15 protein-coding genes are annotated in these 23951 nt (G+C 65.7%); 12 read left to right on the top strand and 3 right to left on the bottom strand.

Going from position 1 to position 23951, the window contains the following annotated elements:
• Nucleotides 1-48 precede the first annotated feature (48 nt).
• From HU729_RS09020 to HU729_RS08975, 10 genes are read left to right on the top strand one after another with little or no spacing between them, the layout of a single operon-like run.
• Nucleotides 49-1098: a glycosyltransferase family 4 protein gene (locus tag HU729_RS09020; RefSeq protein ID WP_186709647.1), complete on the top strand. Its 1050-nt coding sequence runs from the start codon at nucleotides 49-51 to the stop codon at nucleotides 1096-1098.
• Nucleotides 1095-2465 carry an O-antigen ligase family protein gene (locus HU729_RS09015; RefSeq protein ID WP_186709611.1) on the top strand — a complete coding sequence of 457 codons (1371 nt, stop codon included), beginning with the start codon at nucleotides 1095-1097 and terminating at the stop codon, nucleotides 2463-2465. The genes HU729_RS09020 and HU729_RS09015 overlap by 4 nt, the downstream gene beginning before the upstream one ends.
• Complete coding sequence (locus HU729_RS09010) at nucleotides 2462-3427, top strand: glycosyltransferase (protein WP_186709610.1); 966 nt, start codon at nucleotides 2462-2464, stop codon at nucleotides 3425-3427. Before HU729_RS09015 ends, HU729_RS09010 begins: the two co-directional genes overlap by 4 nt.
• Nucleotides 3420-4556 (top strand): glycosyltransferase, encoded by a 1137-nt coding sequence (locus HU729_RS09005; protein WP_186709608.1) that lies wholly within the window; start codon nucleotides 3420-3422, stop codon nucleotides 4554-4556. Before HU729_RS09010 ends, HU729_RS09005 begins: the two co-directional genes overlap by 8 nt.
• Before the next feature lie 9 nt (nucleotides 4557-4565).
• Nucleotides 4566-5576, top strand: a complete 1011-nt coding sequence (locus HU729_RS09000; protein WP_186709606.1) for a polysaccharide deacetylase family protein — start codon at nucleotides 4566-4568, stop codon at nucleotides 5574-5576.
• A complete protein-coding gene (locus HU729_RS08995; RefSeq protein WP_186709598.1) occupies nucleotides 5573-6877 on the top strand; it encodes an oligosaccharide flippase family protein in 1305 nt (434 codons plus the stop codon). Before HU729_RS09000 ends, HU729_RS08995 begins: the two co-directional genes overlap by 4 nt.
• Nucleotides 6874-8784, top strand: coding sequence for a hypothetical protein (locus HU729_RS08990; RefSeq protein WP_186709596.1), 1911 nt, complete (start codon nucleotides 6874-6876; stop codon nucleotides 8782-8784). The genes HU729_RS08995 and HU729_RS08990 overlap by 4 nt, the downstream gene beginning before the upstream one ends.
• Nucleotides 8785-8818: 34 nt before the next feature.
• Entirely contained in the window at nucleotides 8819-9508 is a 690-nt protein-coding gene (locus HU729_RS08985; protein ID WP_186709594.1) for an N-acetyltransferase, read from the top strand.
• 4 nt (nucleotides 9509-9512) lie between these two features.
• Nucleotides 9513-10673 carry a GNAT family N-acetyltransferase gene (locus tag HU729_RS08980; RefSeq protein ID WP_346655293.1) on the top strand — a complete coding sequence of 387 codons (1161 nt, stop codon included), beginning with the start codon at nucleotides 9513-9515 and terminating at the stop codon, nucleotides 10671-10673.
• Nucleotides 10645-11406 (top strand): ChbG/HpnK family deacetylase, encoded by a 762-nt coding sequence (locus HU729_RS08975; protein WP_186709590.1) that lies wholly within the window; start codon nucleotides 10645-10647, stop codon nucleotides 11404-11406. Before HU729_RS08980 ends, HU729_RS08975 begins: the two co-directional genes overlap by 29 nt.
• A gap of 76 nt (nucleotides 11407-11482) precedes the next feature.
• Here the strand turns inward: HU729_RS08975 and HU729_RS08970 are convergent, their stop codons facing one another.
• The 3 genes from HU729_RS08970 to HU729_RS08960 all read right to left on the bottom strand — a co-directional run bounded on the left by HU729_RS08970 (nucleotide 11483) and on the right by HU729_RS08960 (nucleotide 17921).
• Nucleotides 11483-12796, bottom strand: coding sequence for a hypothetical protein (locus tag HU729_RS08970; RefSeq protein ID WP_186709588.1), 1314 nt, complete (start codon nucleotides 12794-12796; stop codon nucleotides 11483-11485).
• A 149-nt stretch (nucleotides 12797-12945) separates the two neighbouring features.
• Nucleotides 12946-13839, bottom strand: a complete 894-nt coding sequence (locus HU729_RS08965; protein ID WP_186665338.1) for an Ig-like domain-containing protein — start codon at nucleotides 13837-13839, stop codon at nucleotides 12946-12948.
• Complete coding sequence (locus HU729_RS08960) at nucleotides 13836-17921, bottom strand: hypothetical protein (RefSeq protein ID WP_186709586.1); 4086 nt, start codon at nucleotides 17919-17921, stop codon at nucleotides 13836-13838. Before HU729_RS08960 ends, HU729_RS08965 begins: the two co-directional genes overlap by 4 nt.
• Nucleotides 17922-18216: 295 nt before the next feature.
• Between HU729_RS08960 and HU729_RS08955 the strand changes: the two genes are divergently transcribed.
• Both HU729_RS08955 and HU729_RS08950 read left to right on the top strand, forming a co-directional pair.
• Entirely contained in the window at nucleotides 18217-22101 is a 3885-nt protein-coding gene (locus HU729_RS08955; RefSeq protein WP_186709585.1) for a leucine-rich repeat domain-containing protein, read from the top strand.
• Nucleotides 22102-22253: 152 nt separating this feature from the next.
• A complete protein-coding gene (locus HU729_RS08950; protein ID WP_186709584.1) occupies nucleotides 22254-23873 on the top strand; it encodes an NADP-dependent glyceraldehyde-3-phosphate dehydrogenase in 1620 nt (539 codons plus the stop codon).
• Nucleotides 23874-23951 lie beyond the last annotated feature (78 nt).

Here is a 23951-nt window from a genome sequence, read left to right as displayed (position 1 = left end):
TTGATCCTGCACCTGCTCAGCAGCGGCGGATTCTACGGCGCCGAGCGCATGCTCCTGGACCACTGCCAGGCAACCCCTGGCAGGCACCGGGTGCTGTTCCTCGACGCGCCGCAGGACCTGGTGACGCGCTTTCGCGAAGCCGGCATCGACTGCCAGAGCTGCCATGGCCTGGGCGCACTGCTCAGGCAAGTGGCGGCCCAGCGTGGCGAGCGGCCGTTGATCAACACCCACAACTTCAAGGGCATGGTCTTCGGCTGGTTGGCCGCGACCCTCTGGCACCTGCCACTGGTGACCACCCAGCACGGCTTCACGCCGCGCAGCACCAAGCAGCGCTTCTACACCTGGCTGAGCCTGCAACTGTGCCGCACACCCACGGTGGCGACCGTGGTGTGCGTGGCCGAGAGCATTGCCCGCATCCATCGCGAGGCGGGAGTTCCAGCCAGCAAATTGCAGGTGATCCCCAACGGCCTGCCGGAGCCCGTGCCTGTGGGAGCGGGCTCGTCCCGCGATGGCAGCGCCGCGGTGCACAGCCAGGGACTGCGCCAAGCCCCTTGGCTGGCAGGCTATGTCGGGCGGCTGTCCAGCGAAAAAGGCCCGGACCTGTTCCTCGACACCCTGATCCCGCTGTGCCAGCGCCATCCACGGTTGCACGCGGTGATGCTCGGCGACGGCCCCGAACGCGCCACGCTGCAGGCGCGTATCGAGGCGGCAGGCCTGGCCGAGCGCATCACGCTGCCGGGTTTCCAGCGCGACATGCCAGCCTGGATGGCCCGACTGGATGCCCTGGTGATCAGCTCGCGCACCGAAGGCACGCCGATGATTCTGCTCGAAGCCATGCAGGACGGCGTACCGGTGGTGGCCTTCGGCGTCGGCGGCATTCCCGACGTGATCGAACACGGGCGCAGCGGGCTGCTTGCCGCACCGCTGGCAGTCGATGAACTCGCTGCCCAACTGCAGGCGCTGCTGGACGATCCGCAACAGGCCGAAGAACTGGTTGCCCGCGCCCGCCAGACCCAGCGCGAACACTACCACCTGCCGACCCTGGCACAACGCTGGGCCCTGGTGTACCGGGGCACGGCCACGGAGGTTGTCGCATGATCATCCCCCTGTCGCTGGTGGGCCTGGTGGCCCTGCTGTCGCTGGGCTTGCTGGCCAGCCCCTACCCTTACCTGGCCCCTGGCGCCGTGGTCGGCCTGGCCGGTGCCCTGGTGCTGTACCGCAAGCCAGCCTGGGGCCTGCTGGCGATCGCCGCGCTGGTGCCGCTCGAAGGGCTGCTCAAGGACAGCATGGTCTCTGGCGCCAAGCTGATCGGCCTGGGCCTGGTGCTGATCCTCACCCTGCAACTGGCCGTGCGCCAGCTGCCTGCCGAGCGCCTGCGCAGCAATCAATGGCGATTGCTGATACCGTTCATGGCCCTGTACCTGCTGAGCCTGTGGACCAGCGACAGCGTCGAGCTGTCCGTCGGCCACCTGCGCGAGCTGCTGGTCGGCCTGGTGGTGTTCGTCATCACCCTGCTGGTGGGGCGCGACCTCAACCTGCCGATGCTGGCCCGGCTGATCACCGTCAGCGTCTGCGTGACCTGCCTGTTCGCCATCTTCTCCAGCAAATACCAGGAGCAGGGTCGCGCTTCGGCCATGCTCGACCCTAATGCCTTCGCCCTGCTGATCACCATCGCCATGCCGCTGGGGCTGTGGCTGGCGATAAAGACCCGGCAGATTCCGCTCAAGCTGTTCTGGGCCGGCTGCTGCCTGTTGCTGCTGGTGGGCATGACCAAGACCGAGTCGCGCTCAGGCCTGGTGGTGCTGCTGATCAGCCTGGGCATCGTGCTGTACAACTACCGCGAGCAACTGGCACGCATCCGCCCGCGCCACCTGGGCTTCGCCATGCTCGGCCTGGCCATCGTCCTGCCGCTGGGCGCGGCGCTGATGCCGGCCGGCTACGCCGAGCGCATCCAGTCGCTGATGCTGCTCAAGTCCGGGGTCAATGCGCACCAGGACGAATCCCTGGGTCGGCGCGCCTCGTACCTGGTGGTGGGCAAGGAGATGATCAGCCACAGCCCGATGCTCGGCACCGGCCCCGGCACCTTCCCGCTGCACTACGCCGACACCGGTTTCTCCAAGGCCTTCGCGCCGGTCAACAGCAAGACCACCGACCTCTATCGCCGCGCCCACAACACCTACCTGGAGCTGTTCAGCGAAACCGGCGTACCGGCGGGGCTGGCCTTCGTCGGCATGATCGCCCTGGCCCTGCGCAACTTCTGGCGGGCCCGCGCGGCCTGGCGGGCCAACGGCGAGCACGACAACGCCGACCTGATGACCCACCTGACCATGAGCATGCTGGCCATCGGGCTGTTCCTGATGTTCCTCAGCGCCCCCAGCCACAAGTACCTGTGGATGATGCTGGCGCTGTCCAGCGTGCTGCTGCGCCAGGCCAGCGAGCCGCGCACCGCGGGGGCGACGCCATGAACCAGGTGAGCATCGTCATCCCCATGTTCAACGAAGCCCGCCATATCGGCCGCACCCTCGAAGCCGCGCGCAAGGCCGCCCACTGCGCGGGGCTGGGCTGTGAGCTGATCGTGGTCGACAACGGCTCCAGCGACGATGGCCCGGCCATCGCCCGCCAGCACGGCGCCCAGGTGCTGAGCCTGCCCGGTGTGGCCATCGGTGCGCTGCGCAACCAGGGCGCACAGGTCAGCCACGGTGAGTGGCTGGCGTTCCTGGATGCCGATATCGAGGTGCCCGACAACTGGCTCGACCTGCTGCTGGGCCTGCAGCGCCGAGGCGAAGGAGATGTCTTCGCCCTTGACTGCGACACCCCACGCCAGGCGCCCTGGTTCGCCCACGCCTGGCAACGCCGCACGCTGCGCGCCGGGCAGACGGTGCAGGACTGCACCTGGCTGCCCACGCCCAACCTGCTGATGCGCCGCACCTGGTTCGACCAGGTTGGCGGCTTCGACGAGCGCCTGCGCACCGGCGAAGACAAGGACTTTACCCTGCGCCTGCACGAAGCCGGCGCGCGTTTGCGCGTGCTGCGCCAGCCCGTGGTGCTGCACTGGGGCTTCGAGGGCAGCTGGGGTGAATGGCTGGGCAAGGAGATGTGGCGCCAGGGCAGCCACTTGCAACTGTTGCGCAGCCATGGCGTGAGCCTGCGCCTGCTGCGTTTCCCGCTGCTGTCGGTCGGCGCCTGGGTACTCGACGCCATGGCGCTGTCGACGCTGCTCGAAGGTTTCCCCCATGTGGCCCTGGCGCTGCTGCTGATCAGCGCCCTGCCTGCCCTGGCGCTGAGCCTGCGCCAGAGCCTCAGGCACCACGACACGTTGCTGACCCTGCAGCTCTGGGGCCTGCACTGGCTGCGCCTGCACCTGGCTGGCGCTGCGTTCATCCTCAGCCTGTTCAACCGCACCGCAAGGAGGCCCGCTCGTGGCTGAGATCATCTTCTGGTTGTGCCTGCTGTTGCCGCTGTACGCCTGGGTCGGCTATCCGCTGCTGCTGACCCTGGCTGCGCCGTTCTTCCCTGTGCGCAGACCCGGCCCGCTGCCTCCGCAGCGGGTCAGCGTGGTGATCGCCGCGCACAACGAGGAGCGGCACATCGAGGCCAAGCTCGCCAGCGTGCTCGCCCAGGACTACCAGGCCGCCGAACTGCAGGTGGTGGTGGCCAGCGACGGCTCCAGCGACCGCACCGTGGCGCTGGCCCGCGCCGTGGACGATCCGCGGGTACAGGTGCTCGACCTGCCACGCCTGGGCAAGACCGGCGCGCTGAACACCGCGGTGAGCGTCTGCCGCGGCGATATCCTGGTGTTCACCGACGCCGACAACCAGTGGTCTGGCAACACCCTTGGCCTGCTGCTGGCGCCGTTCGCCGACAGCGATGTGGGGGGAACTGCCGGACACATGATCATCCCCGATCCAGGCAAGGGCCTGAGCCTGGGCGACAGCCTGTACCGCCACTATGAAGCCTGGGTGCGCAAGGTAGAAAACCGCACCGGCTGCATGGTCTCGGCCGACGGCGCCCTGCTCGCCCTGCGTCGCCCGCTGTACCAGGCGATTCCCAAACAGGTCAACGACGACTTCTACATCAGCACCTGCGCCCCGGCCGCCGGCCAGCGCATCGTCTACGTGCCGGAGGCGATCGTGCTCGACCAGGGGGTGGACGAGGCCGACAAGCAGTTCCGCCGTCGCCAACGCGTCACCGTCGGCGGCCTGCAGAGCCTGGCCGCGCGCAGCGAACTGCTCAACCCGGTACGCCACGGCCTGTACGCCATCGCCCTGATCAGTCACAAGCTGATCCGCCGCCTGGCACCGGTGCTGTTGCTGCCGCTGCTGCTGGCCAATCTCTGGCTGGTCGGTGAGTCGCACTTCTACCACCTGACCCTGGCCGCGCAACTGCTCGGCTATGCGGCGGCGATTGCCGGCCTGCTCGATGCCGGCCACCGCCTGCCCACGCCGTTCCGCCTGGCCGCCTTCGTGCTGGTGACGCTGGCGGGCATGAGTGTCGGCCTGTGGCAATTCCTGCGCGGGCACAGCTACAGCCAATGGAACCCCGACCAGAATCGATGAGCGACGGACATGCCGATCAAGACAAAGATCAAACAGGCCAGTGGCTGGCTGTACTTCAAGTCGCCCAAGGGCCGCGCCGATTTGCGCGGCGCCGGGGTGATCCTCATGCTGCACCGGGTACTGGCCGATGATGCCAGCGCCGCCTTGGCGCACCGCAACGAGCTGTGTGTCGGGCCACGCGCTTTCGAAGGGCTGCTGCGCTGGCTGCCACGCCACTTCGACTGCGTCAGCCTCATGGACCTGCTCAAGGACCACGAGGCACCGCGCAGCAACCAGCGCCCCAAGGTCGCCCTGACGTTCGACGATGGCTGGCGCGACAACGCCAGCAACGCCTTCCCGCTGCTGCGCAAGCACCAGGTGCCGGCAAGCATCTTCCTGTCCACCGACTACATCGGCAGCCGCCAGCGCTTCTGGTGGGAAAGTGTCGGCGAGACCCTGTGGGGCAGCCACGGCGAGCCTGCACGGCGCAGCCTCATCGAGTACCTGCGCAAGCTCGGCCGACCGCTGCCGGCCGCCTACTTCATGAACGACCGCTCGCAAGCGCGCAGCCAGGCCCTGGCGCACTACCTGCAGAGCCTCAAGAGCCTCAGCCCGCAAGCCCTGCAGCAACTGACCGACGCCTGCCCTGCCGAATCGCTGCCCCAGGCCATGGACTGGCAGCAAGTGCGTGAACTGGAGGACTCGGGCCTGGTGCGCTTCGGCCCGCACGGCGCCAGCCACGCCTTGTTGCCCTACCTCGACGACCGGCGCCTGGACGAGGAACTGCAACGCAGCCATGCCGCCCTGGCGCACGGCTGCCAGCAACCCCTGCCGGTGTACTGCTACCCCAATGGCGATCATGACGACCGCGTGCGCGCACGCGTGGCGGCGCACCGCTATCCCTTCGCCCTGAGCACGCGCGCCGGCATCTGCCAGGGGCATGACGATCCGCTGGCCCTGCCACGCATCGGCGTCAGCCAGCGCAATGCCAGCCGTCCGTCGCTGCTGGCCTGGCGCATCAGCCGCGGGGGCCGCTCATGAGCCGCAACCATTACCTGCGCCATCTGGCACTGAGCATGGGCACCAAGCTTGCGATGATCGCCCTGCGCCTGCTGCGCAACGTACTGCTGGCGCGCATCCTCGGCCCCAGCGAGCGAGGGTTGTTCGCCCTGCTCAGCACCCTGCCCGACCTGATCAGCGCCGCCACCAGCGGCGGGTTGAACAGCGCCGTTGGCTACCAGGCGGCCAAGCAGCGCGACATGGGCCTGCTGCTGACCCAGGTGCTGGTCTACGGTTGCCTGCTGGCGGGGTTGTTGACGCTGGTCTGCGTGGTGCTGGTGCGCGCTTTCGGTGCCGACCTGGACATCACCCTGCAACTGGGCCTGCTGGCCTGGCTGTTGCTGCTGGCGGTGCCGATGACCGTGCTCAAGAGCGGCCTGCTGACACTGCACAACGCCAGCGGTGGCGTCGGCGCGTTCAACGCGCTGCGCCTGGTCGAATCGGCGGCACCGCTGCTGCTGTTTCTCGCGTTGTTCTGGATGTGGCGTGAGGAGGCGCTGGAGGCGGCAGTGATCAGTTGGCTGCTGGGTATCGCCCTGGTGCTGCTGCTGGGCCTGTGGTGGCTGCGCCGCCAGCATCCGCTGGCCCTGCGCTGGGATCGCGGCGGTCAGCGCGAGCTGCTCAGCTACAGTGCCAAGAGCCACCCCGACCTGTTGTTCCAGCAAGTCATCCTGCGCTCGGACTACCTGTTCATCGGCGCGATGCTCGGCAGCACTGCGCTGGGGCACTACGCCATGGCCAGTGCCGCTGCCGAACTACTGCTGATCGTGCCGGAAGCGGTGACCACTCCGCTGATGAAGCGCCTGCTGCAACAGGACGCCGGCATGGAGAAACTCACCCCTCTGGCATTGCGCCTGACCGCCACAGTGATGCTCGGCGCCTGTCTGTGCATGGCGGTGATCGGCGACTGGCTGATCGTCACCCTGTTCGGCATTGCCTACCAACCGGCCTACCCGGCGCTGCTGGCCTTGCTGCCAGGGCTGCTGGGGCTGTGCTACGCCAGCATCCTGCGCCTGGACCTGCTGGGCAAGAACCGCCCCGGCACGGTCTCGCTGATGATGGGTGCCGGCGCCGCGCTGAACCTGGTGCTCAACGTGCTGCTGATTCCGACCTGGGGCATCGTCGGTGCCGCAGCGGCCTCGTCCATCGCTTATCTCGCGGTGACCCTCGCCATGCTGGTGCTGTACTGCCGCCTGAGTGGGGTGCCGGTACTGCACACCCTGATCATCCTGCCCAGCGACTTCGCGCCGCTGCGCCAGATGTTGCAGCGCAGGCCAGCATGAAGCGCTGCCTGCTGCTCTGTGCCCTGTGGGTGCCGCTGGCACCGGCGGCGAGCCTGCAATGGGGCGATCTCCGCGACGGCAGCCTGTACCTGCAACCCGCGCGCAACGATGAACTGCGCCTGCGCTGGCATCCGGCCTGGCAGGCCGACGCCAATGCCGAGCGCATCTATCTGCTCGACGGCCACGGCCAACTGCGCGGCGAGCGGGCGATCAAGGCCGAGGAGTTGCGCGGCGAGCAACGCTGGCCAGTGACCGCCGACGCCGGCCCCTATCGCCTGGAGGTGCCTGGCTACAGCTTCCGTGGCTACCAGATCGAGCACAGCGACACCACACGCGCCCTGTTCGCTCCCGCCAAGGTGCACTTCAGCGCCGAGGTCGGGCCACGGGTCGAGCTGTATTTCCGCGTCAAGGCCGGTGAGCAGGCGACGCTGGCCGGCAAGTTCCACGGCGGCGTACGCGGGCTCTCGGCGCAGCGCCTGAGCGACGGTCGGCAGGTCGAGGTGGCGCTCAAGCCCTACCCCGCCTACTGGCGCTTCGACCAGCAGGCGCTGCCGGTCAGCCCACGCGACGAAACCTGGCGCCTGCGCCTGCAAGGGCGCGGCAAGGCGGCATTCTGGCTCGATGGCAGCGCCAACCTGTTCGCCCAGCGCGCCGATCAACTGGGCGATGTCGCCAACCCTGCCGGGCAGGTGCGACTCAGGCTCCAGGCCAAGGTGCTGGGCCACACGCCGCTGCTGGGGGTCAACCTGCCCTACGTGCTGCCGCCACCGTCGAGCTTCGCCGCCCTGGATGCCCTGCGTCCGCAGGCGGCCGGCTACTACAGCTTCATGGACGTGCTCGCCCGCCAGCCCGGCTATGAAGACGCCTGGCGCCGCCTGTACCAGCAGCGCTTCGGCATCACCCAGGACATCACCCTGCTCGCCGGCACGGGTCGGCGCGCCGATCTTGCCGCCGACCGCACCAGCCACGACGGCCTCGATGCCTGGCTGGCCGGCACCGCGCGCCTGGGCGGCAAGGGCCTGCACTACCTGGCCTTTGCCGACGAGCCCAATCTCAATTACCGCAACTATGAAAGCTACCGCGACTTCTTCGCCGGCATGGCCCAGCGCGTAAGCGCCTGGCCGGGTGCCCGGGAGGCGGGCGTGCGGATCGCCATGCCCGCCTCGTCACGCCTGCTCGGCGGCCCCTTCACCCAGGGCAGCAAGGACCTGCGCGGTATCGACTGGGCCCGGCGCCTGCTGCAGGAGCACGGTGCGCAGATCGATGCCCTGGCCTGGCACGAATGGATGGTCCGCGACCTGCTCGCCACCCGCAGCTACCGCGACAGCGTGCGCCAGGCCGCGGCCTTGGTCGGCCTCGACAGCCAAGGCCGGCCGCGCAAGGCGCTGCTGCTCGACCAGACCAACCTGTCCAGCGGCTCCAGCCTCAGCCCCTATGACCAGAACACCCACTACGCGGGCCTGTGGTGGGCCTCGGTGGTGATCAACGCCTCCGCCGACGGCCTGTTGGACATGCTCAACTGGTTCCATGTCGCCGACGAGCCCGAATGGCCTAAGGGCATGATCCGCGTGCTGGGCGATGACCGTTTCGAGCTCAAGCCGGTGGGCCTTGCCCAGCAGTTCATCCAGCGCCACTGGCTGCGCCAGGTGCTGGCCCTGGACAACGACGCCTTCGAGGTCGACGTGCTGGCCATGGCCGACGGCCGTCAGCGCAGCCTGCTGGGGGTCAACAAGGCCGAGCGCGTGCAGCAAGTCGACCTGGCGCTGGGCGACTGCCCGGCCGGCCAGCTCGAACTGTTCGGCCCCGATAACCAACCGCGCCCTGCCCGCTTCAGCTGCCAGCAGGGGCAGATTCGTTTTCAATTGCCAGGGCAGACCTTGTTTGCCCTGACCTGGAGTGCGTCATGAGACGCACCTCGACCTGCCGCGAACAGGAGGCACCATGCGTGCATTGAGCAAGATCCAGGATCGCATCAAGCGCAAGGGACTACGCAATACCTTGAGCAGCGCCTGGCGACACTACGTCTTCTATCATTGGGAACTGGTGTGGATGGAACGCGACCTGGAAACCCCGGTGCCCCCGCACCGTCTCAAACCCTATGCGCCACTGCGCATCGAGAACATCACCGTGAACAACGTCAAGGCCTTCGCCAAGCACTTCGGCGACCGCGTCGAGACCATGCGCGAGCTGGCGGCCGAGGGCCACACAGGGTTGATGTTCCTCGATGACGACGGCGACACCGTGGCCTTCATCTGGGGCAGTGCGCGCCATTACCACGACCGCCATTACTACGGGTGCTGGTTCCCGGTCGGTCCGGGCGAGTTCTTCGAGTTCGGCGGCGAGTTGATCCGCAAGTACTGGGGCAGCGAGCTGTCGGTGGACTTGCAAGTGGCGTTGTGGAAGGCCATGGCCGCGCAGGGTTGCACCAAGGTGGTGGACGTCTGCGAACAACACAACATCCCGGCGCTCAAACTGCACCTGCGCATGGGCTATCAGGAGCAAGGGCGCATCATGAATGTCTACTGCCTGTTCGGGCGCTGGAAGTTCTTCCGCGAAAGCCGCTACAGCGAGTCGCGTCTGGAGCCCTTGCGTAAACCGGCGTCCGAAAACGCCACGGCTGCGGCGTCCTGACCCCGTGGCCCTGCAACTGAGCTGGTGCGCCTCGCTGCGCACCCCCAGCTTTCCCGCCGCCGGCTATGAAGCGCTGCGCCAGCGCGTGGCCGGCAGCACCCCGTTCAATCACCTGGGCTGGCTGCGCGCCGCCGAGGCCGCTCTGCAACCGGGCCAGCAACTGAAGATTCTGCTCGGTCACCTCGATGGCCGCCTGTGCCTGTGCCTGCCCCTGGTGCGCGAACGCCAGGCGGCAGGCCCGCTGAATGTCCCGGTGGTGCGTCACCTGGGTCATCCGCTGAGCGATCGCATCGCGTTGTTGCTCGACCTGCCGGCGCACCACGCAACACAGGTGCTCAAGACCATCCGCAAGCATCTTCCCCATGCGCTGCTGCAATTGAGTGAAGTCGTGCAGGGTGACAATGAGGACTGGCTGCGCCAATGGGCTGCGGCCAGCTCGACCTTCGAGCGGCGCCTGAGCTGCCGTGTACCGGTGCACCGGATCAGTGAAGCCGATCGCCAGGAGGTCAGTGGCGACCCACGCTACAAGCTGCGCCGTGCACGCAAGCGCATCGCCGCCTGCGGCGCGCAGGTGCGCCGGGTGGTCGCCGACCGCCACAACATCACCGCCCTGCTCGATGCGATCAGCGCCGTGGAAGCGGCGAGCTGGAAAGGCGACGATGACGTCGGCATCTTCTCGGGCAGCCAGCGCCGCGAGTGGATGTACCAGGCCTTCACCGCGCTGGCTGGCGAAGGGCTGGTGTGCCTGGTGCTGCTGGAGCTGGACGGGCGATGCATCAGCTACCGCCTGGCCCTGCTCGAGCGCGGACGCATCTACGACTACAACCTGGCGTTCGTGCCCGAACAACGCGAGCTGGGCAGTGGCCGAGTGCTGCTCGAAGAGTGGATTCACTGGGGCCTCGAGGAGGGCTGGAGCTGGGTCGACGCCTCGCGGGTAAGCCTTGAAAACTCCAGCCACCAGTTGCATGAACGCCAGACCGGCCAGGTCGAACAATGGCGCCTGAGCAGCTACAGCTGGCGCCCCGACGGCATCGCCCTGGGCCTGGCCCTGCGTTGCTGGCGCTGGCTCAAGCCACGCCTGCGCAAGGCCCACAGCGCAGCCACCGTCACCCCTAACCCCACACAGGAGCGCCCGGATGCCATCCCAGGTCATAGTCAACGCTGACGACTTCGGCCTCAGTGCCCCCATCAACGCGGTGATCCTGCACGCGTTCCAGGCCGGGCTGATCAGCTCGGCAACACTGATGGCCAACATGCCGGCGTTCCAGGCAGCGTGCATACTGGCCCAGCAGCCAGTGCTGAAGGGCCGGATCGGCCTGCATTTCAACCTGACCTACGGTCGGCCCCTGAGCCAGGCGATCCTCGCCGAACCGCGCTTCTGCACCGCCCAGGGCGAGTTCGACCTCGGACTGCGCCAGCGCACCCTGCGCCTGTCACGCAGCGAGCGCGAGGCCGTGCGCCACGAACTCGAAGCCCAATGGCAACGCTGCGTGGCCCATGGCGTCATGCCCAGCCACCTGGACTCGCACCAGCACGTGCACAACATCTGGCCAGTGGGTGAGGTGGTTGCGCGTTTTGCCCGTGAGCAGGGCGTGCCGGTGCGCCTGGCACGCAACCTGGGGCACAACATCGGCCCGGCGAAACGGCTGTTCAAGACCCTGCTGAACCGGCGCCTGCGCCAGTTGAGCGGGGCCACGGCCGACTATGTGTGCACCCCCGCGGACCTGAAGGCGGGCCTGGCGCCGCGCGATGGGGTGCTGGAGGTGGTCGCGCATCCCAGCGCGCTGGGCGGGCATGATTTTGGCGATGCCTACCTGGAGAGTGGGGAATCGTTGAAATCGTTGATCGATGCGCGTCTTGAGGACGTACCGCGGGTGGGTTACGCCACCGCGCTTTAAGTACCAGCCTTTCGAGGGGCGAGCGTCTCTTGCTCGTCGAAATCATTGGCTAATGGCACGTCGCTCACTCTGACTCCTAGAGGTTCTGGTCTTGCGCCACGAAGGTGAACACCTGACCATTGCCACTGGCCAGGTTCACGCGCACTACCGGCATGAAAACGCCGGTGTGCTGGAAGTAGTCACGCTGGATCAGCTTCGCCCCGGCCAGGCTGGCGCTACCGGAAGGATAGTAGATCGCCTCGATAGGCAACTCCCGAGGTATGTTCTGCGGCCAGGCACCAATGATGATTTCGTTGTGCGCACCAGCGCTGGCGCGCACGTCGATGTTCAACTGGAACTGCGCAGCATTGGGCGTGGGCTCCATGCTGAAGGCGCAACTGTTCGCAGCGCTGCCAGCGTAACGCGCGCGCCACGCCGCGACCGTGGTAATACCTTGCGACAGGCAACTGGCTCGACAGCTGTTCGGGATGCCGCTGGTGCCGGCATTGGCCGGGTAGGCGCAGCGCAACCTGACCGGATGCGTGACAGGTTGATCCAGACGATCGAAGATCAAACCCGGCTCATTGCTGGCCAAGCGCTGGACACCGGTATCGGCGCGTAGATAGGTGAACGAAACACCATCTCGTGAAATGGAGTTCTGCGTGGGGTTCCAGGAACGAAAGCCGGCGGAGGCACCGGTGGCGCGGATCAGCACACCATTGCAGTTGTAACTGGGGCTCGCATCGTAGCAACTGGCGGCGGTGTCGGCGTAGCGCAAGTTCAGCCGGTCGGCGACCTGGTAACCGCGGTACAGTTGCTCGCGCGAGTCGAAACCGAACACCGCGCTCTGTGGCAGGGCGGGGTCGAGTCGCAGTACCGGCAACCACACGCCAACGGCCTCGTGGTAGGCGCGCTGGTCCCGCTGGGCCGCCAGTAGGCCGTTGATGTCGCCACGGTTGTAGTACACCGCCACTACGGCCAGGCGCTCGGGCAACGACGTGTCCCAGTTGACCACCCGCAGTTCGCCAGGCCGGGTGCCGCCGTCATCGCCTTGCACGCTGTAGTCCTTGCCCTGCGCCATGGCCTCGAAACGGTTACTGAAGATGTAGCCACTGGGCTCGCTGACACTCATTCCCCCCACGTCATGTCGCAACCAACTGAAGCGCTCGGCACCCTGACCGATGGCTTCGGGGCCATGGGTCCAGAACGGCAGCGGCGCATTGGCAGGCTGCTGTCGCACCAGCACACCGCTGCAAAAATACGCTGGCCGATTACCTGCACAGCGCAGCGCACCGCTCTGGTAAGACTGGTTGAGAGCGACCGCCAGCTCTGGGCCGGTCAGCGCCCAGGCAGCGGGGGCCAGCAGGCAGCTCAACAGCACACAACAACGTGACAGCCACGGCATTCTCACAAGAAAACCTCAGACATGCTCAGCGAGTGATCAACTGACCACTTGCTCTTCCAGGCGATAGGTCACCACCCCAGGGATCGCATGATGGAACGCCTGACAGAAGTGGGGAGTGGGGTTCGCCGCCCCTCAGCGAAGCAGCACACCGCAGGTCAACCCACCCCGGCGACCTGACGCAGGGTGTTGGCGTCAGTGCTCTCGGAGGTCAGGACCTGGGTGTAGGGGTGGTAGGTCCAGGCCGTGCCGCCATCCAGTGCCGCCCCCCAGATGGGGTAGTTCGGCAGCCCCAGGTCGGCCATCTGCACGCCGTATGCACCCTGGACCTTGGTGAAGTCCGCCTGGGTCGGTAGCTGCATGCCCGCGCTCTTGCACAGGGTGTCCGCGCTTTGCCAGGTAGAGCCTTGACGCGCGAGGAACTCCAGGCCACGAATGCCCTTGACCGTCAGCACATAGCTCTGCGGTCCGCCAGGTGATTGCGCGGTGATGGTGGTCTGGCCGTTGCGCAATGCCGTGACCTGCCCCTGGTTATCCACCGTGGCCACACTCTCGTCGCTGCTGGCGTAGCTGGTCGCCCCCGGAGCGATCCGGGTGAAACGCAAAAATACCGGCAACTGGCCAGGCAGCTTGAGTTCACCGTCGAGGTACACCGGCGTGAACCGCTGTGCCGTCAGGTCCAACTCATGAGCGCCCGCGAACCCCTGGTCGATCTGGAACGTCAGCACGGGGCTATCCCCTACCGTACTGACCCGGTAGAACACCTTCACCTGAGCAGCCAGGTTATTGGTGAAGTGCTCCTTGGGAATACGCAGCGTGATGGAGCGCCCCGTAGAGCCGATGGGCAGGTTTTGGGTGAAAAGCTCAGTCCCCTGGGCCAATGCCAGCACCAGCGTGAGGGTCTTGCCGGCATGCTCCGCCCCCACTGCCATGACCACCGGGGCACCGTTACTCGGCACCTGGGCTGGATCGAGCTTGCCATTGATCACATTCGCCATGGTGGGTACGGCAAGGCTATTCTGCGCTGCTTGTGCTTCTGTCATATCGTTCATCGTGTGCTCTCCGACAAACTGGCGCTGTCGAGCGCCAAGCGGCTCATCCCGTTCCGCTCGTTGACTGCGGCGTTGACCGCACTCGGGTCAGGGCGGCCCGCCAGCAGTCGCCCAGCAATGACCGGTTGCGCTGCCGAGCTGTCACCACCACCTGGGCCATTGCCCCAGGTGACCACACGCCCGTCAGTGGTCAGTGCGGTGAAACCGTGAGTGTTGGCATACACCGCCTGCACATGGGTCAACTGCGCAACCACGGCACTTGTATCGCCACCAGAGTCTGCACTGCCCCAGGCCACCACCGTGCCGTTGCGGCGCAAGGCGGCGAAACTCCAGGCGCTGCCCGTCACTTGAACGATATCTGACAGTTGCGCGATGGGCGCAGGCACCGTACCGCCATAGGCGGTATTGCCCCACGCCACCACATGGCCGTTGCGACGCCGTGCGCAGAACGCATGAAGGGTGCTGGTGACCTCGACGATATCGCTGAGCGCGGCGATTTCTGCAGGGACTGTTCCGCCATGGCTGGTCGCCCCCCAGGCCACTACTTGCCCAGCGGTGGTCAGGGCGCTGAAGGCTTGACCCGTGGCGCCTTCCAGGGTTTCGATGTCGTTACGTGCCGCAATAGGCGCCGGTATCGTTCCGCCATAGGTGACGCTACCCCAGGCCACCAGGCGCTTGTTGGCCCGCCGGGCGCCAAAGGCCCCCCAGTTGCCCTTGACAATCTGGATGTCGCTCAGCGCAGCGATATCTGCAGGTAGGGTACCCCCACGCTGTACATCGCCCCAGGCGACCAATCGCCCATTCGCCCGTTGTGCAGCGAAGGCATAGCCAGCGCCGAACACCGCCGTGATATCAGTTAGCGCGAGGATGTCCGGCGGCACCGTTGCGCCATTGTCGGCAGTGCCCCACGCAGTCAGTCGGCCGTTGTTGCTTCCCGGCGTTACCTGGAGGCGGCCAACGAACACCGTGCCGTTGCTGCGAACCTCAAGGAATGGCTGTCCTATGTCTTCAGGTCGCAGGGTCCCGCCTTCGGCGGTATCGCCCCAGCAGGCTACGGAGCCGCTCTGCAGACGTGCTGCGTAAGCGCTACGGGTACCACTGACCTCGACCACATCATCATAGGTGATAAGTGTCGGAGACACATTGGCGCCATAGGCCGCGCTCCCCCAGCCATAGAGGCTGAACAGGCCAGGGGTGGGGTTGTCGAGCATCACCGCAAAGGCTGCCTGACCCTTGCCCAGTGCATCTTTACCGTTGCCGACGACATTGGCCGGGTTGAGCCACACCGCATCGGTGGTGCTGCGCACCCGCAGGGGCCGCTGGGGTTGGCGGTCGAGCCAGGTGTAACCTGCCGTCCAGGCCACATCGCCAGCGTATTGCCATTCCACGAGAATGGGCTGGTCGGTGGTCGAGTTGTAGGCACTGATAATCCGTGGCGAGCCCGAGGCGAGGGAGGAACTGGCGCCATAACGGGCACCGAAGATACGGATGGGCCCCGCACCGATCACCCGGCTCACGGAGTAGGTATTGGACGGTGAACTCTCCGGCGGGCCGCCAGCGGCGCGATCGATTCTGTATTCAAGGGCGATAGTCGCTCCACTGCTGGCGTTGATCACGGCATAGGGCACCGGTACGCGCAATGCCTGATTGTTACCACCGGTCGGCACAGGGACCGGAATCGTCGTGCTGCCGCCTGGCGCCGGGCTGACGATCTCGACCGTCACCACATCACGCTCACGCAATTGCGCCACCGCCTCGACGACCACCGTCGCACCACTGACCACGTCGTCCGGGTTGATATTACCCTCTATGGACTCGAGAACGATCGGCAGTGGCAAGGCGGCGCTTTGCACGCGGATCGACAGAACCAGCGACTTGTCCTTTGCGCCACTCAATCGATAGACCGCATAGCGGACATTGACGTTTCCATCGGCATTGGCGATGACGAAGGCATAGTCGATGGGCAGGTCCAGGAAACCACCATCCGCCAGCACGAAGTCGGACACCGAGGTCACCCCACCCGGCTTGTCGCCGTCCCAGAAGACCTCTACCTCATCGCCCGCCTTGAGATCGGCGCTGGCCGGCACCCGCACCGTCGCACCGCCGGTGACAACGCCAGGGTTGAGAATGCCGTCCTGGGCCTCCACGACCTCCGGCGCGAGCAAATCAACCTTCTCGCCGGCACCTACCTGCAACTCCAGGTACTCGGAATAGCGGTCCGGTTGTCCAGCCTCGGTGATCCGATACCCCACCAGCACCGCGCCGCCATCATTCGCCCGCAGTTGGGCGGGGCTGACCTCGAAGATGGTCTCCTGCCCCGGGGTGACCGGCACATCGTCGTAGTACGGCTGCCCCACGGTGGACGTCCACTCCAGGTACATGTCCTGGTCCTGCTTCATGTTCGTGTAGGGCTGTACGATGACCTCGATACCCCGTGGGTAAGCGTCTGGGTCCAGTTTGCCGCCGGGAACAAGTGGGCGCGTCGAGGGCGCGGGCAATGCGGCACGCGCGTCACCCACCTGCAGCACTTCATGCGCGGAATCCAGCGGCGTGTCCAGATCACGCCGCTTGAGCTGGTAGCTCAGGGCGAGGCTGCCGCCGTCCAGCGGGGCCAGGTTGGCAGCGCCTTGTACATGGAACGCCAAGGCCTTGCCCGCCTGGGAGGTACTGACAGTCTTGATTTCCGTGTGCAGCAGCGGCGTACCGTTGGCACGCGTCCCCAGCCACGTCAACGTCACTCTGTCCCCCCGCACGAGGTTCACCTGCGCAGGCACCTGGACGGTGGCCTCCACCAGGGTGGGGTCCAAACTACCCCCGGTAGCCTCGAGCAGGTCAGGTTTGGCCGGGACGGGGATAACACCAGCAATACTGACGAACGAACGCTTGGAGGGGGTATCGTCAGTGCCACGAGTGTTGACGAATGATGCAACGCCACGCCCGCCGCCCAAGGCGAACAGCTTGTCATTGGGAATGCTGAACACCAGCGTGCGTCCAACCCGACTTACAGTCTGAGACGGTGGGGTGACTTCAAGGGTTTCGCCGTGCGTGGAGCTACCTAGCCAGGTGACGGTGATCACGTCGTCCACCTCGAAGTCCGTTCTCGGCGTGTCCACTTCGATTTCCAGGTCAGCATCACCCAACGCATCCAAGTCGATGACATCTTCAGGATCGGCGCCAGGGTCAGGGTTGAAGATGTAAGGTGCCGGCAGCAGCCCGACACCGACTTCCGTCTTCAGCGTGCTGCGCTCAGACCAGTCGCTGGACGGGTTGTTCACCTCGTCGGTCACCCGGTAGGTCAGGACCAGGGCATCACTGTCGCCTGCGGCCCGAATGGTCGCTTCCGGCACAGTAATCACCACGGGTTTCCCCACCTCTGCCGGCTGCACATCGTGGAGTACGAACTCCCCGCCCCAACTCAGGCGGATCTGGTCGTACTCACGCATGTTCGGGTACACCTCGATCTCCACCTCGACACCGGCTTTCGCTTCGTCCTCACCGATGACGCCAGAGGGCGGGACTTTGGCTTTCGGCGGTACCAGGTGCTGATGGCCTGGCTTTTCCGGCTCGGGGTCGGTTCCGCCGGGGAAAATGAGGCGGCTCAGCACGCTCAGCGGCGTGGACTTATCTTCATTACCGCCCCCGGCACGGGTGACCTTGCACCACAGGTCGAACACCCCCTCCTTCACTTTCTCCGAGGGCACGTACATCGGAAAAAGCTGATCAACCTGCTCTTGGGTTTGAAGCCTGTCGGACGCTACAGGCAGAGTGTCATCCCCCCAGAACACCTCGATCCAGTCACCAACGCGCATGTTCGAGTAGCGCTGGATGATGATCAACAACCCACGGGCATTCGTGTGCGCCATGTTGTAGTTGACGCCGACCTGGACACCTGGGGTTTTCACCGAGGTGATCTGCCCCGGGATGTAGATCCGCTCCAGCGCCGCCAGGCCGGCACCGCCCACGGAGAACATGCTCATCTCCTGCGTCGCCAGTTGCTGGTTAAAGGCCTTGATCATCTCATCGAGGGTCAGCACGACGCCGCCCTCGTCGTCTGGCTCATTGAACTGCGCGTCATTCGGCATGGCTGTCTCCCAATCCCTTGGACCCGGCATGTTTGGTCCGCTGATTGAAAAGCAGTTGCCCACATCGCACAACTGACAGAAATACCAGGTGACAGCGCCCATCAAACCTGGCCAGAACGGCCAGCGTTCGCCTTGCGCCAGGCTCAGGTTTTACCCTCACCGAGCCACCGCACGCTCCTGAATCGCCTCTGGTTTCCTGGAAACCTTCAAACTTCATAATCAGGCCCCATCTATTTACCACCCCCCCATCCATCGATGGCGCCTGCTGTTGCGTTCCACAACAGGAGCGACAGCCATGCCTTCAACTCTCCCCTCCACCCACCAGAACCTGATCACCCAGCGCTTGCCCACCTGGGCATCGAGACTTGCAGAAGAGCAATGGCAAACCTTGCGTGCCAGTGCACTGCCTCAGCAGGGCCTGCCAGGGCAGCACGCCGCCTGGTTCGAAAACGCCTTGCCCGACCTGCGCGAAGCCGTACTGGCCAGCCAGACACAGTTGGCCACGGCCCAGCAAAGCCTGGCCAGGGCGCTCAAGGGCCTGCAGCAGATCGACGCGTTCGCCGAACCACTGCTCGCCGAGCGCCTGAAGGCCGAGCACGGGTTCGAGACCCCGCTGCGTACCTCGGAGCTGATCCAGGTCCATGATCTGTTCACCCATCAGGTCTACGTAAGCACCTACGAACGACGCAGCCTGCTCCAGGCAGCACTGCACAATTTTGCCGAAGATGTCAGCTTCAACATCAAGAGCGCGCTGGCCCTCGAGGGCGACAGCGAAATCACCGACATTACCGTGACCGGTAGCACGACCCTTGGCGACAGCGAAACCCAGGTGCCCTACTCCCTGGCCTCCAAAGCCTTCAAGATCAAACCGCTGCCGCTTACTCCCGAGGCCTTTGCCAGCACATGTCGCGACCTCGACCTGGGCCAGCGCTACCAAGCGCACCTGGAAGCCAGGTTCAGCGCGCCCGATGTCCGCCCCGCCGCAATCAGGCTTTACCAAAGCAACCTGCAACTGGCAGCCGACCTGGCGCGACTGCAGCATCGGATCGATGGCAACGCACGGGATTGCATCCAGCAGTTGCTCGACGACGGATCGGCCCTGCCTTGCCAGCAACTGCAAGTGTTCGGCGTGACGTTGCACGAGGCCCTGCTGGTCGATGCGGGTGAAGCCGGTCGACTGCTGTATCTCCCGGGGCAGGAAGCCGCCGTCCGCGCCTTCGGCAGTGAGCAGGCGTTGGTCGCGCAATTGCAGACCGATCTTTGCGACCCCACCTTTCGCAGACGGTGCCTGGCGCTCATCGCCAGCGAAGATCGGCTGCAGTTCCTCGATCGGGCACGGCAAAACCTCAGCAGCGATGCGCACGCAAGCTACGATCAAGCCTGGACACTGCCTGAGGGAGCCGATCTGCACCTGGAGCGGCACGACATCGAAGGGCCGCTGTTCGAGTTCCTGTACAGCGACCATCTCGCCTGGCTCAAGGCCGAGGCACTGCTGCTCGCCGTGCCCACGGCCCAGGCCGACGAGCGGGCGCGCAAGAAGCGCCTGCAGATGTGGGAGAGCCTTGGGTTGAATGCCCTGATGACCCTCGGCTTCTTCATACCGGCCATCGGCGTGCTGATGATCGCCGTGACCGCCTGCCAATTGTTGCATGAGGTCTACGAAGGCTACGAGGCCTGGGAGGTCGGTGATCGCGACGAGGCGTTCCAGCATCTGAAAGTGGTAGGCCTGAACCTGGCGGTAATCGCCGGGCTGCATGTCGGTGGCCAGGTGGTGCGCACGCTCACCCGCACACCGCTGCTCGAGAGCCTCGACCCGATCACCCGGGCCGATGGCAGCCAACGCCTCTGGCGCCCCGACCTGACGCCCTACCGTATCCCGGCCTCCGACGCCACGCCGGACTCCTTGCAGATGGACGGCCACTGGTATCGACGACGCTTCGACGCACAGCTGCAGCGTTGGCGGCTGGTTCATCCTGACGACCCTGACGCCTACCAGCCCCTGCTGGAGCACAATGACGAAACGGCCTGGCGCGCCGAGCACGAACAACCCCGCGACTGGCCACTGGCGACACTGGTGAGGCGGCTGGACAGCCGTCTTGAAACCTTCACCCCGGCACAGCTGGAGCTGGCTGCGCGCATCAGCGGCGTGGACGAAGCACAACTGCGCCAGGTACACCTGACCCATGCCAAGACCCCACCGCTGCTGGCCGACACCTTGGTACGCCTGCGCCTGCAACGGCAGATCGCGCAAACCTATCCGACAGCCAGCGGCGCCGAGCGTGACAGGCTGTTCGCCGAAGGCTACGAGGCCAGCGTGCCAGCCCATGCCGACGAAACACGGATGCAGCAGGACTACCCGGGACTGAGTGCGCCATTGTGCAGGCGCCTGCTCGGTTCGATGACCACGACCGAGCAGGCGGCCTGGAGCACCGGACAAGCCCTTCCCGCACGCCTGGCCAACCTTGCGCGGGGCCTCGAGGATGAGCTGCCGGTTGCCCGAGGCCTGGAAGGCCTGAACCTGCCCGAGCTGGCCAGCGCCCACAGCGAACGCCTTGCGCTCAAGGCCATGACGGCGCTGAAGGGCTGGCCACAGGATGTGCGCATCGAGCTGCGCGCGGAGGATCTCCAGGGGCGTACCCTGGCCATGGCTGGCAGCCGCTACGCGACTCGCTTGCGGGTCATCATCAAGTCTGCGCAGGGTTACGCGCCCTATCTGGGCGAGCGTCCCGTTCTCGCCCCCGCCACTGCCGATCTGTGCCAGGCGGCGGCGAAGGTACTGTCGGCCAGTGAACGCGCAGCGATGGAGCTTGAGGCCGGAGCCAGCGACAGCCTGCGAGCGCGCCTGACAGCCCTGGTCGACACCGACCGCCAAGCCTGGGCCAGACAGTTGCGCCCATTCGGCGACTTCGCCTGGTTGCGCCAACAGGGCCTGCGCGGTGGAGCACCAATGGATCCGAACCCTGCGCCAGGCGGCGAGCCTGAGCCGGCGGTCGTCCCCCCGCCACCTCCCGCACCGATCGACCGAGCGCTTTACCGCCAGGTGCAGCAGGTCTACCCCACGATGAACAATGACGGCATCAATGCCTTCTTTGCCTCGAGTCGTGAGCAAGGAGCAAGCCCGGATCAGGCCGTGGCAGCCCTGAACGCACAGTATCAATCAGTAACGTCCAACTTCGCTGCCTGGGCCGCAGGCTCACCTGCACGGACCCGGGCCGTACCGCGACTGCTGAACAGCTGGCGCGGCATGAGTCGACAATCGCTGGGCGAAGACCGGCTGTTCTCGATGGAACTGGCCGACCTCGATCTCACCAACGACGACCTCGCCAGCCTAGAGCTGCCCCACCACTTCCCACATGTCGGGATCCTCGACCTGGCCCGCAACCCGCACATCGACACCCTGCCCGCTTCGTTGCTGGAACGCTTGCCCAACCTGCAGGGGCTGACCCTGGAAGCGTGCTCGCTGCAACACATTCCGCAACTGAGCAACCCGCAAACCCTACGCTTGCTGGACCTGGAGGAAAACAACCTGACCTGGAACGAGCAGGCACAGCAAAGGCTCAACGAGATGGTCAACCTCAGGACCCTGGACCTCACCAACAACCCGCTGCAGGCAAGCCCCAACCTGGAAGCCTTGCCCCACCTGGACTCACTGATGCTCGGGAATTGCGAACTGACCGAAATACCCGCTGGGCTGGTGAACATGCGCAACCCGAACATCGTCAACCTGTCGGAAAACCGCTTCACCGAACTGCCACAGCCACAACCTCTGCCGCGTCCACTCGCTCAGGTGATGCGCCTGGAAAGCCAGCACATGGGCGACGGCATGATTGCGCAGATCAATGCCTACTATGTGCGTTTCGGCGTAGACCTGATGGTCGCCGACCATGAATACGAAGCCTTGTTGTCCATGGCCAGCGAAGAGGACACCGCCGTCTGGGAGCGCCTGCCCCTTCAGTACCGCAGGGACCTGAGGCCGCTGATCGAGGACGAGCAGTTCAATGCCGCCCCCGAGGCAAACCTCGCAGAAATCTGGCGGCGCCTTTACCTGATGGATCAAGACCCGGTCCTGGGCGAGCAAGCCGTTGCCGCAGGTGCCGAGCACCTGCTGGAACTGCCTTTCCCACCGGCGCCCGAAGCCGAGCTTGCCGAATCGCCGGAGCCGCCGTCACCGGAAGAGTAAACCCCATGGCCACCCGTCGGCGCCTGCCAGGCGCCGGTGGGTCGTCGATGGCGAACCCTCGCGCTTGAACCAGACTGGAATATTTCCGACAGCAGGTGCATGCTCGGCTGAAGCGTTTCACCTGATCAGCTAAAAAGTGAGGTGCAGTACCCATGGACCGTCTGCTCGATTCGCTGTTTCCCACCCCAGAAGACATCCCCGAGGCCTGGCGCCTGGGCGAGCCGCTGGAGCAACGCGACTACCTGGTGGGCGGGCAGCTCAGGCGTTGGGACGGGCCGCTGGCCACCGTGCGCAGCCCGGTGTGGCTCAAGCAAGGCGATGAAGAACGCCAGGTCATCCTCGGCAGCGCACCGCTGCTCGATGCCGACACCGCCCTCACCGCCCTCGATGCCGCGGTGCAGGCCTACGACAAGGGTCGCGGCGCGTGGCCGAACATGCGTGTTGCCGAGCGTATCGAGCATGTCGAAGCCTTCCTGGCGCGCATGCGCGAACAGCGCACGGCGGTGGTCAAGCTGCTGATGTGGGAGATCGGCAAGAACCTCAAGGACTCGGAAAAGGAGTTCGACCGCACCTGCGACTACATCGTCGATACCATCAACGCCCTCAAGGACCTGGACCGCCGCTCCAGCCGCTTCGAGCTGGAACAGGGCACCCTCGGCCAGATCCGCCGCGCACCACTGGGGGTGGCGCTGTGCATGGGGCCATACAACTACCCGCTCAACGAAACCTTCACCACGCTGATCCCGGCGCTGATCATGGGCAACACGGTGGTGTTCAAGCCGGCCAAGTTCGGCGTGCTGCTGATCCGCCCGCTGCTCGAAGCCTTCCGCGACAGCTTCCCGCCGGGGGTGATCAACGTCATCTATGGCCGTGGCCGCGAGACGGTCAGCGCCCTGATGGCCAGCGGCAAGGTCGATGTGTTCGCCTTCATCGGCACGCACAAGGCCGCCAGCGACCTGAAAAAGCTCCACCCGCGCCCCCACCGCCTGCGTGCGGCGCTGGGCCTGGACGCCAAGAACCCAGGGATCGTGCTGCCAGAGGTGGACCTGGACAATGCCGTCGACGAAGCCTTGACCGGCGCCCTGTCGTTCAACGGCCAGCGTTGCACGGCATTGAAGATCCTGTTCGTGCACGAGGATGTGGTCGAGCCGTTCCTCGAGAAATTCCAGCGCAAGCTTGCTGCGCTCAAGCCTGGCATGCCCTGGGAACCCGGCGTTGCACTGACGCCGCTGCCCGAGCCGGGCAAGGTCGACTACCTCGACGGCCTGGTCGCCGATGCGCAAGCCCACGGCGCCAAGGTCATCAATCCGGGCGGCGGCCAGAGCCGGGGATCGTTCTTCTACCCCGCCCTGCTGTACCCGGTGGCACCGTCGATGCGCGTCTATCACGAAGAGCAGTTCGGCCCGCTGGTGCCGGTGGTGCCCTACCGCGACCTGCACACGGTGATCGACTATGTGCTCGACTCCGACTACGGCCAGCAGCTGAGCCTGTTCGGCAACGATCCGCAGACCGTCGGTGCGCTTGTCGATACCTTCGCCAACCAGGTCGGGCGCATCAACCTCAACGCCCAGTGCCAGCGCGGCCCGGACACCTACCCGTTCAACGGCCGCAAGAACAGCGCAGAAGGTACGTTATCGGTGCATGACGCGTTGCGGGTATTCTCGATCCGTACCCTGGTGGCCACCAAGTTCCAGGAGGCCAACAAGACGCTGATCAGCGAGATCATCCGCAATCGCCAGTCCAGCTTCCTGACCACCGACTACATCTTCTAGCCAGCGGGCGCTTAATCGGAAAACGGCATTTGCGCATTCGTCGAAACTGTACAAATATACAGTTTCGTCGAATGACCA

The sequence above is a fragment of the Pseudomonas sp. RW10S2 genome (assembly GCF_014268985.1).
Taxonomy (GTDB): domain Bacteria; phylum Pseudomonadota; class Gammaproteobacteria; order Pseudomonadales; family Pseudomonadaceae; genus Aquipseudomonas; species Aquipseudomonas wayambapalatensis.
The sequence above is the reverse complement of the archived record's forward strand: the minus strand, read 5'-3'. Positions and strand labels throughout refer to the sequence as shown.

What these genes read in the sequence shown, in the direction of transcription:
- HU729_RS09020 (WP_186709647.1), top strand. Translation starts at nt 49, where the DNA reads ATGCTCCTGGACCACTGCCAGGCAACCCCTGGCAGGCACCGGGTGCTG.
- HU729_RS09015 (WP_186709611.1), top strand. Translation starts at nt 1,095, where the DNA reads ATGATCATCCCCCTGTCGCTGGTGGGCCTGGTGGCCCTGCTGTCGCTG.
- HU729_RS09010 (WP_186709610.1), top strand. Translation starts at nt 2,462, where the DNA reads ATGAACCAGGTGAGCATCGTCATCCCCATGTTCAACGAAGCCCGCCAT.
- HU729_RS09000 (WP_186709606.1), top strand. Translation starts at nt 4,566, where the DNA reads ATGCCGATCAAGACAAAGATCAAACAGGCCAGTGGCTGGCTGTACTTC.
- HU729_RS08995 (WP_186709598.1), top strand. Translation starts at nt 5,573, where the DNA reads ATGAGCCGCAACCATTACCTGCGCCATCTGGCACTGAGCATGGGCACC.
- HU729_RS08990 (WP_186709596.1), top strand. Translation starts at nt 6,874, where the DNA reads ATGAAGCGCTGCCTGCTGCTCTGTGCCCTGTGGGTGCCGCTGGCACCG.
- HU729_RS08985 (WP_186709594.1), top strand. Translation starts at nt 8,819, where the DNA reads ATGCGTGCATTGAGCAAGATCCAGGATCGCATCAAGCGCAAGGGACTA.
- HU729_RS08975 (WP_186709590.1), top strand. Translation starts at nt 10,645, where the DNA reads ATGCCATCCCAGGTCATAGTCAACGCTGACGACTTCGGCCTCAGTGCC.
- HU729_RS08965 (WP_186665338.1), bottom strand. Translation starts at nt 13,839, where the DNA reads ATGAACGATATGACAGAAGCACAAGCAGCGCAGAATAGCCTTGCCGTA.
- HU729_RS08960 (WP_186709586.1), bottom strand. Translation starts at nt 17,921, where the DNA reads ATGCCGAATGACGCGCAGTTCAATGAGCCAGACGACGAGGGCGGCGTC.
- HU729_RS08955 (WP_186709585.1), top strand. Translation starts at nt 18,217, where the DNA reads ATGCCTTCAACTCTCCCCTCCACCCACCAGAACCTGATCACCCAGCGC.
- HU729_RS08950 (WP_186709584.1), top strand. Translation starts at nt 22,254, where the DNA reads ATGGACCGTCTGCTCGATTCGCTGTTTCCCACCCCAGAAGACATCCCC.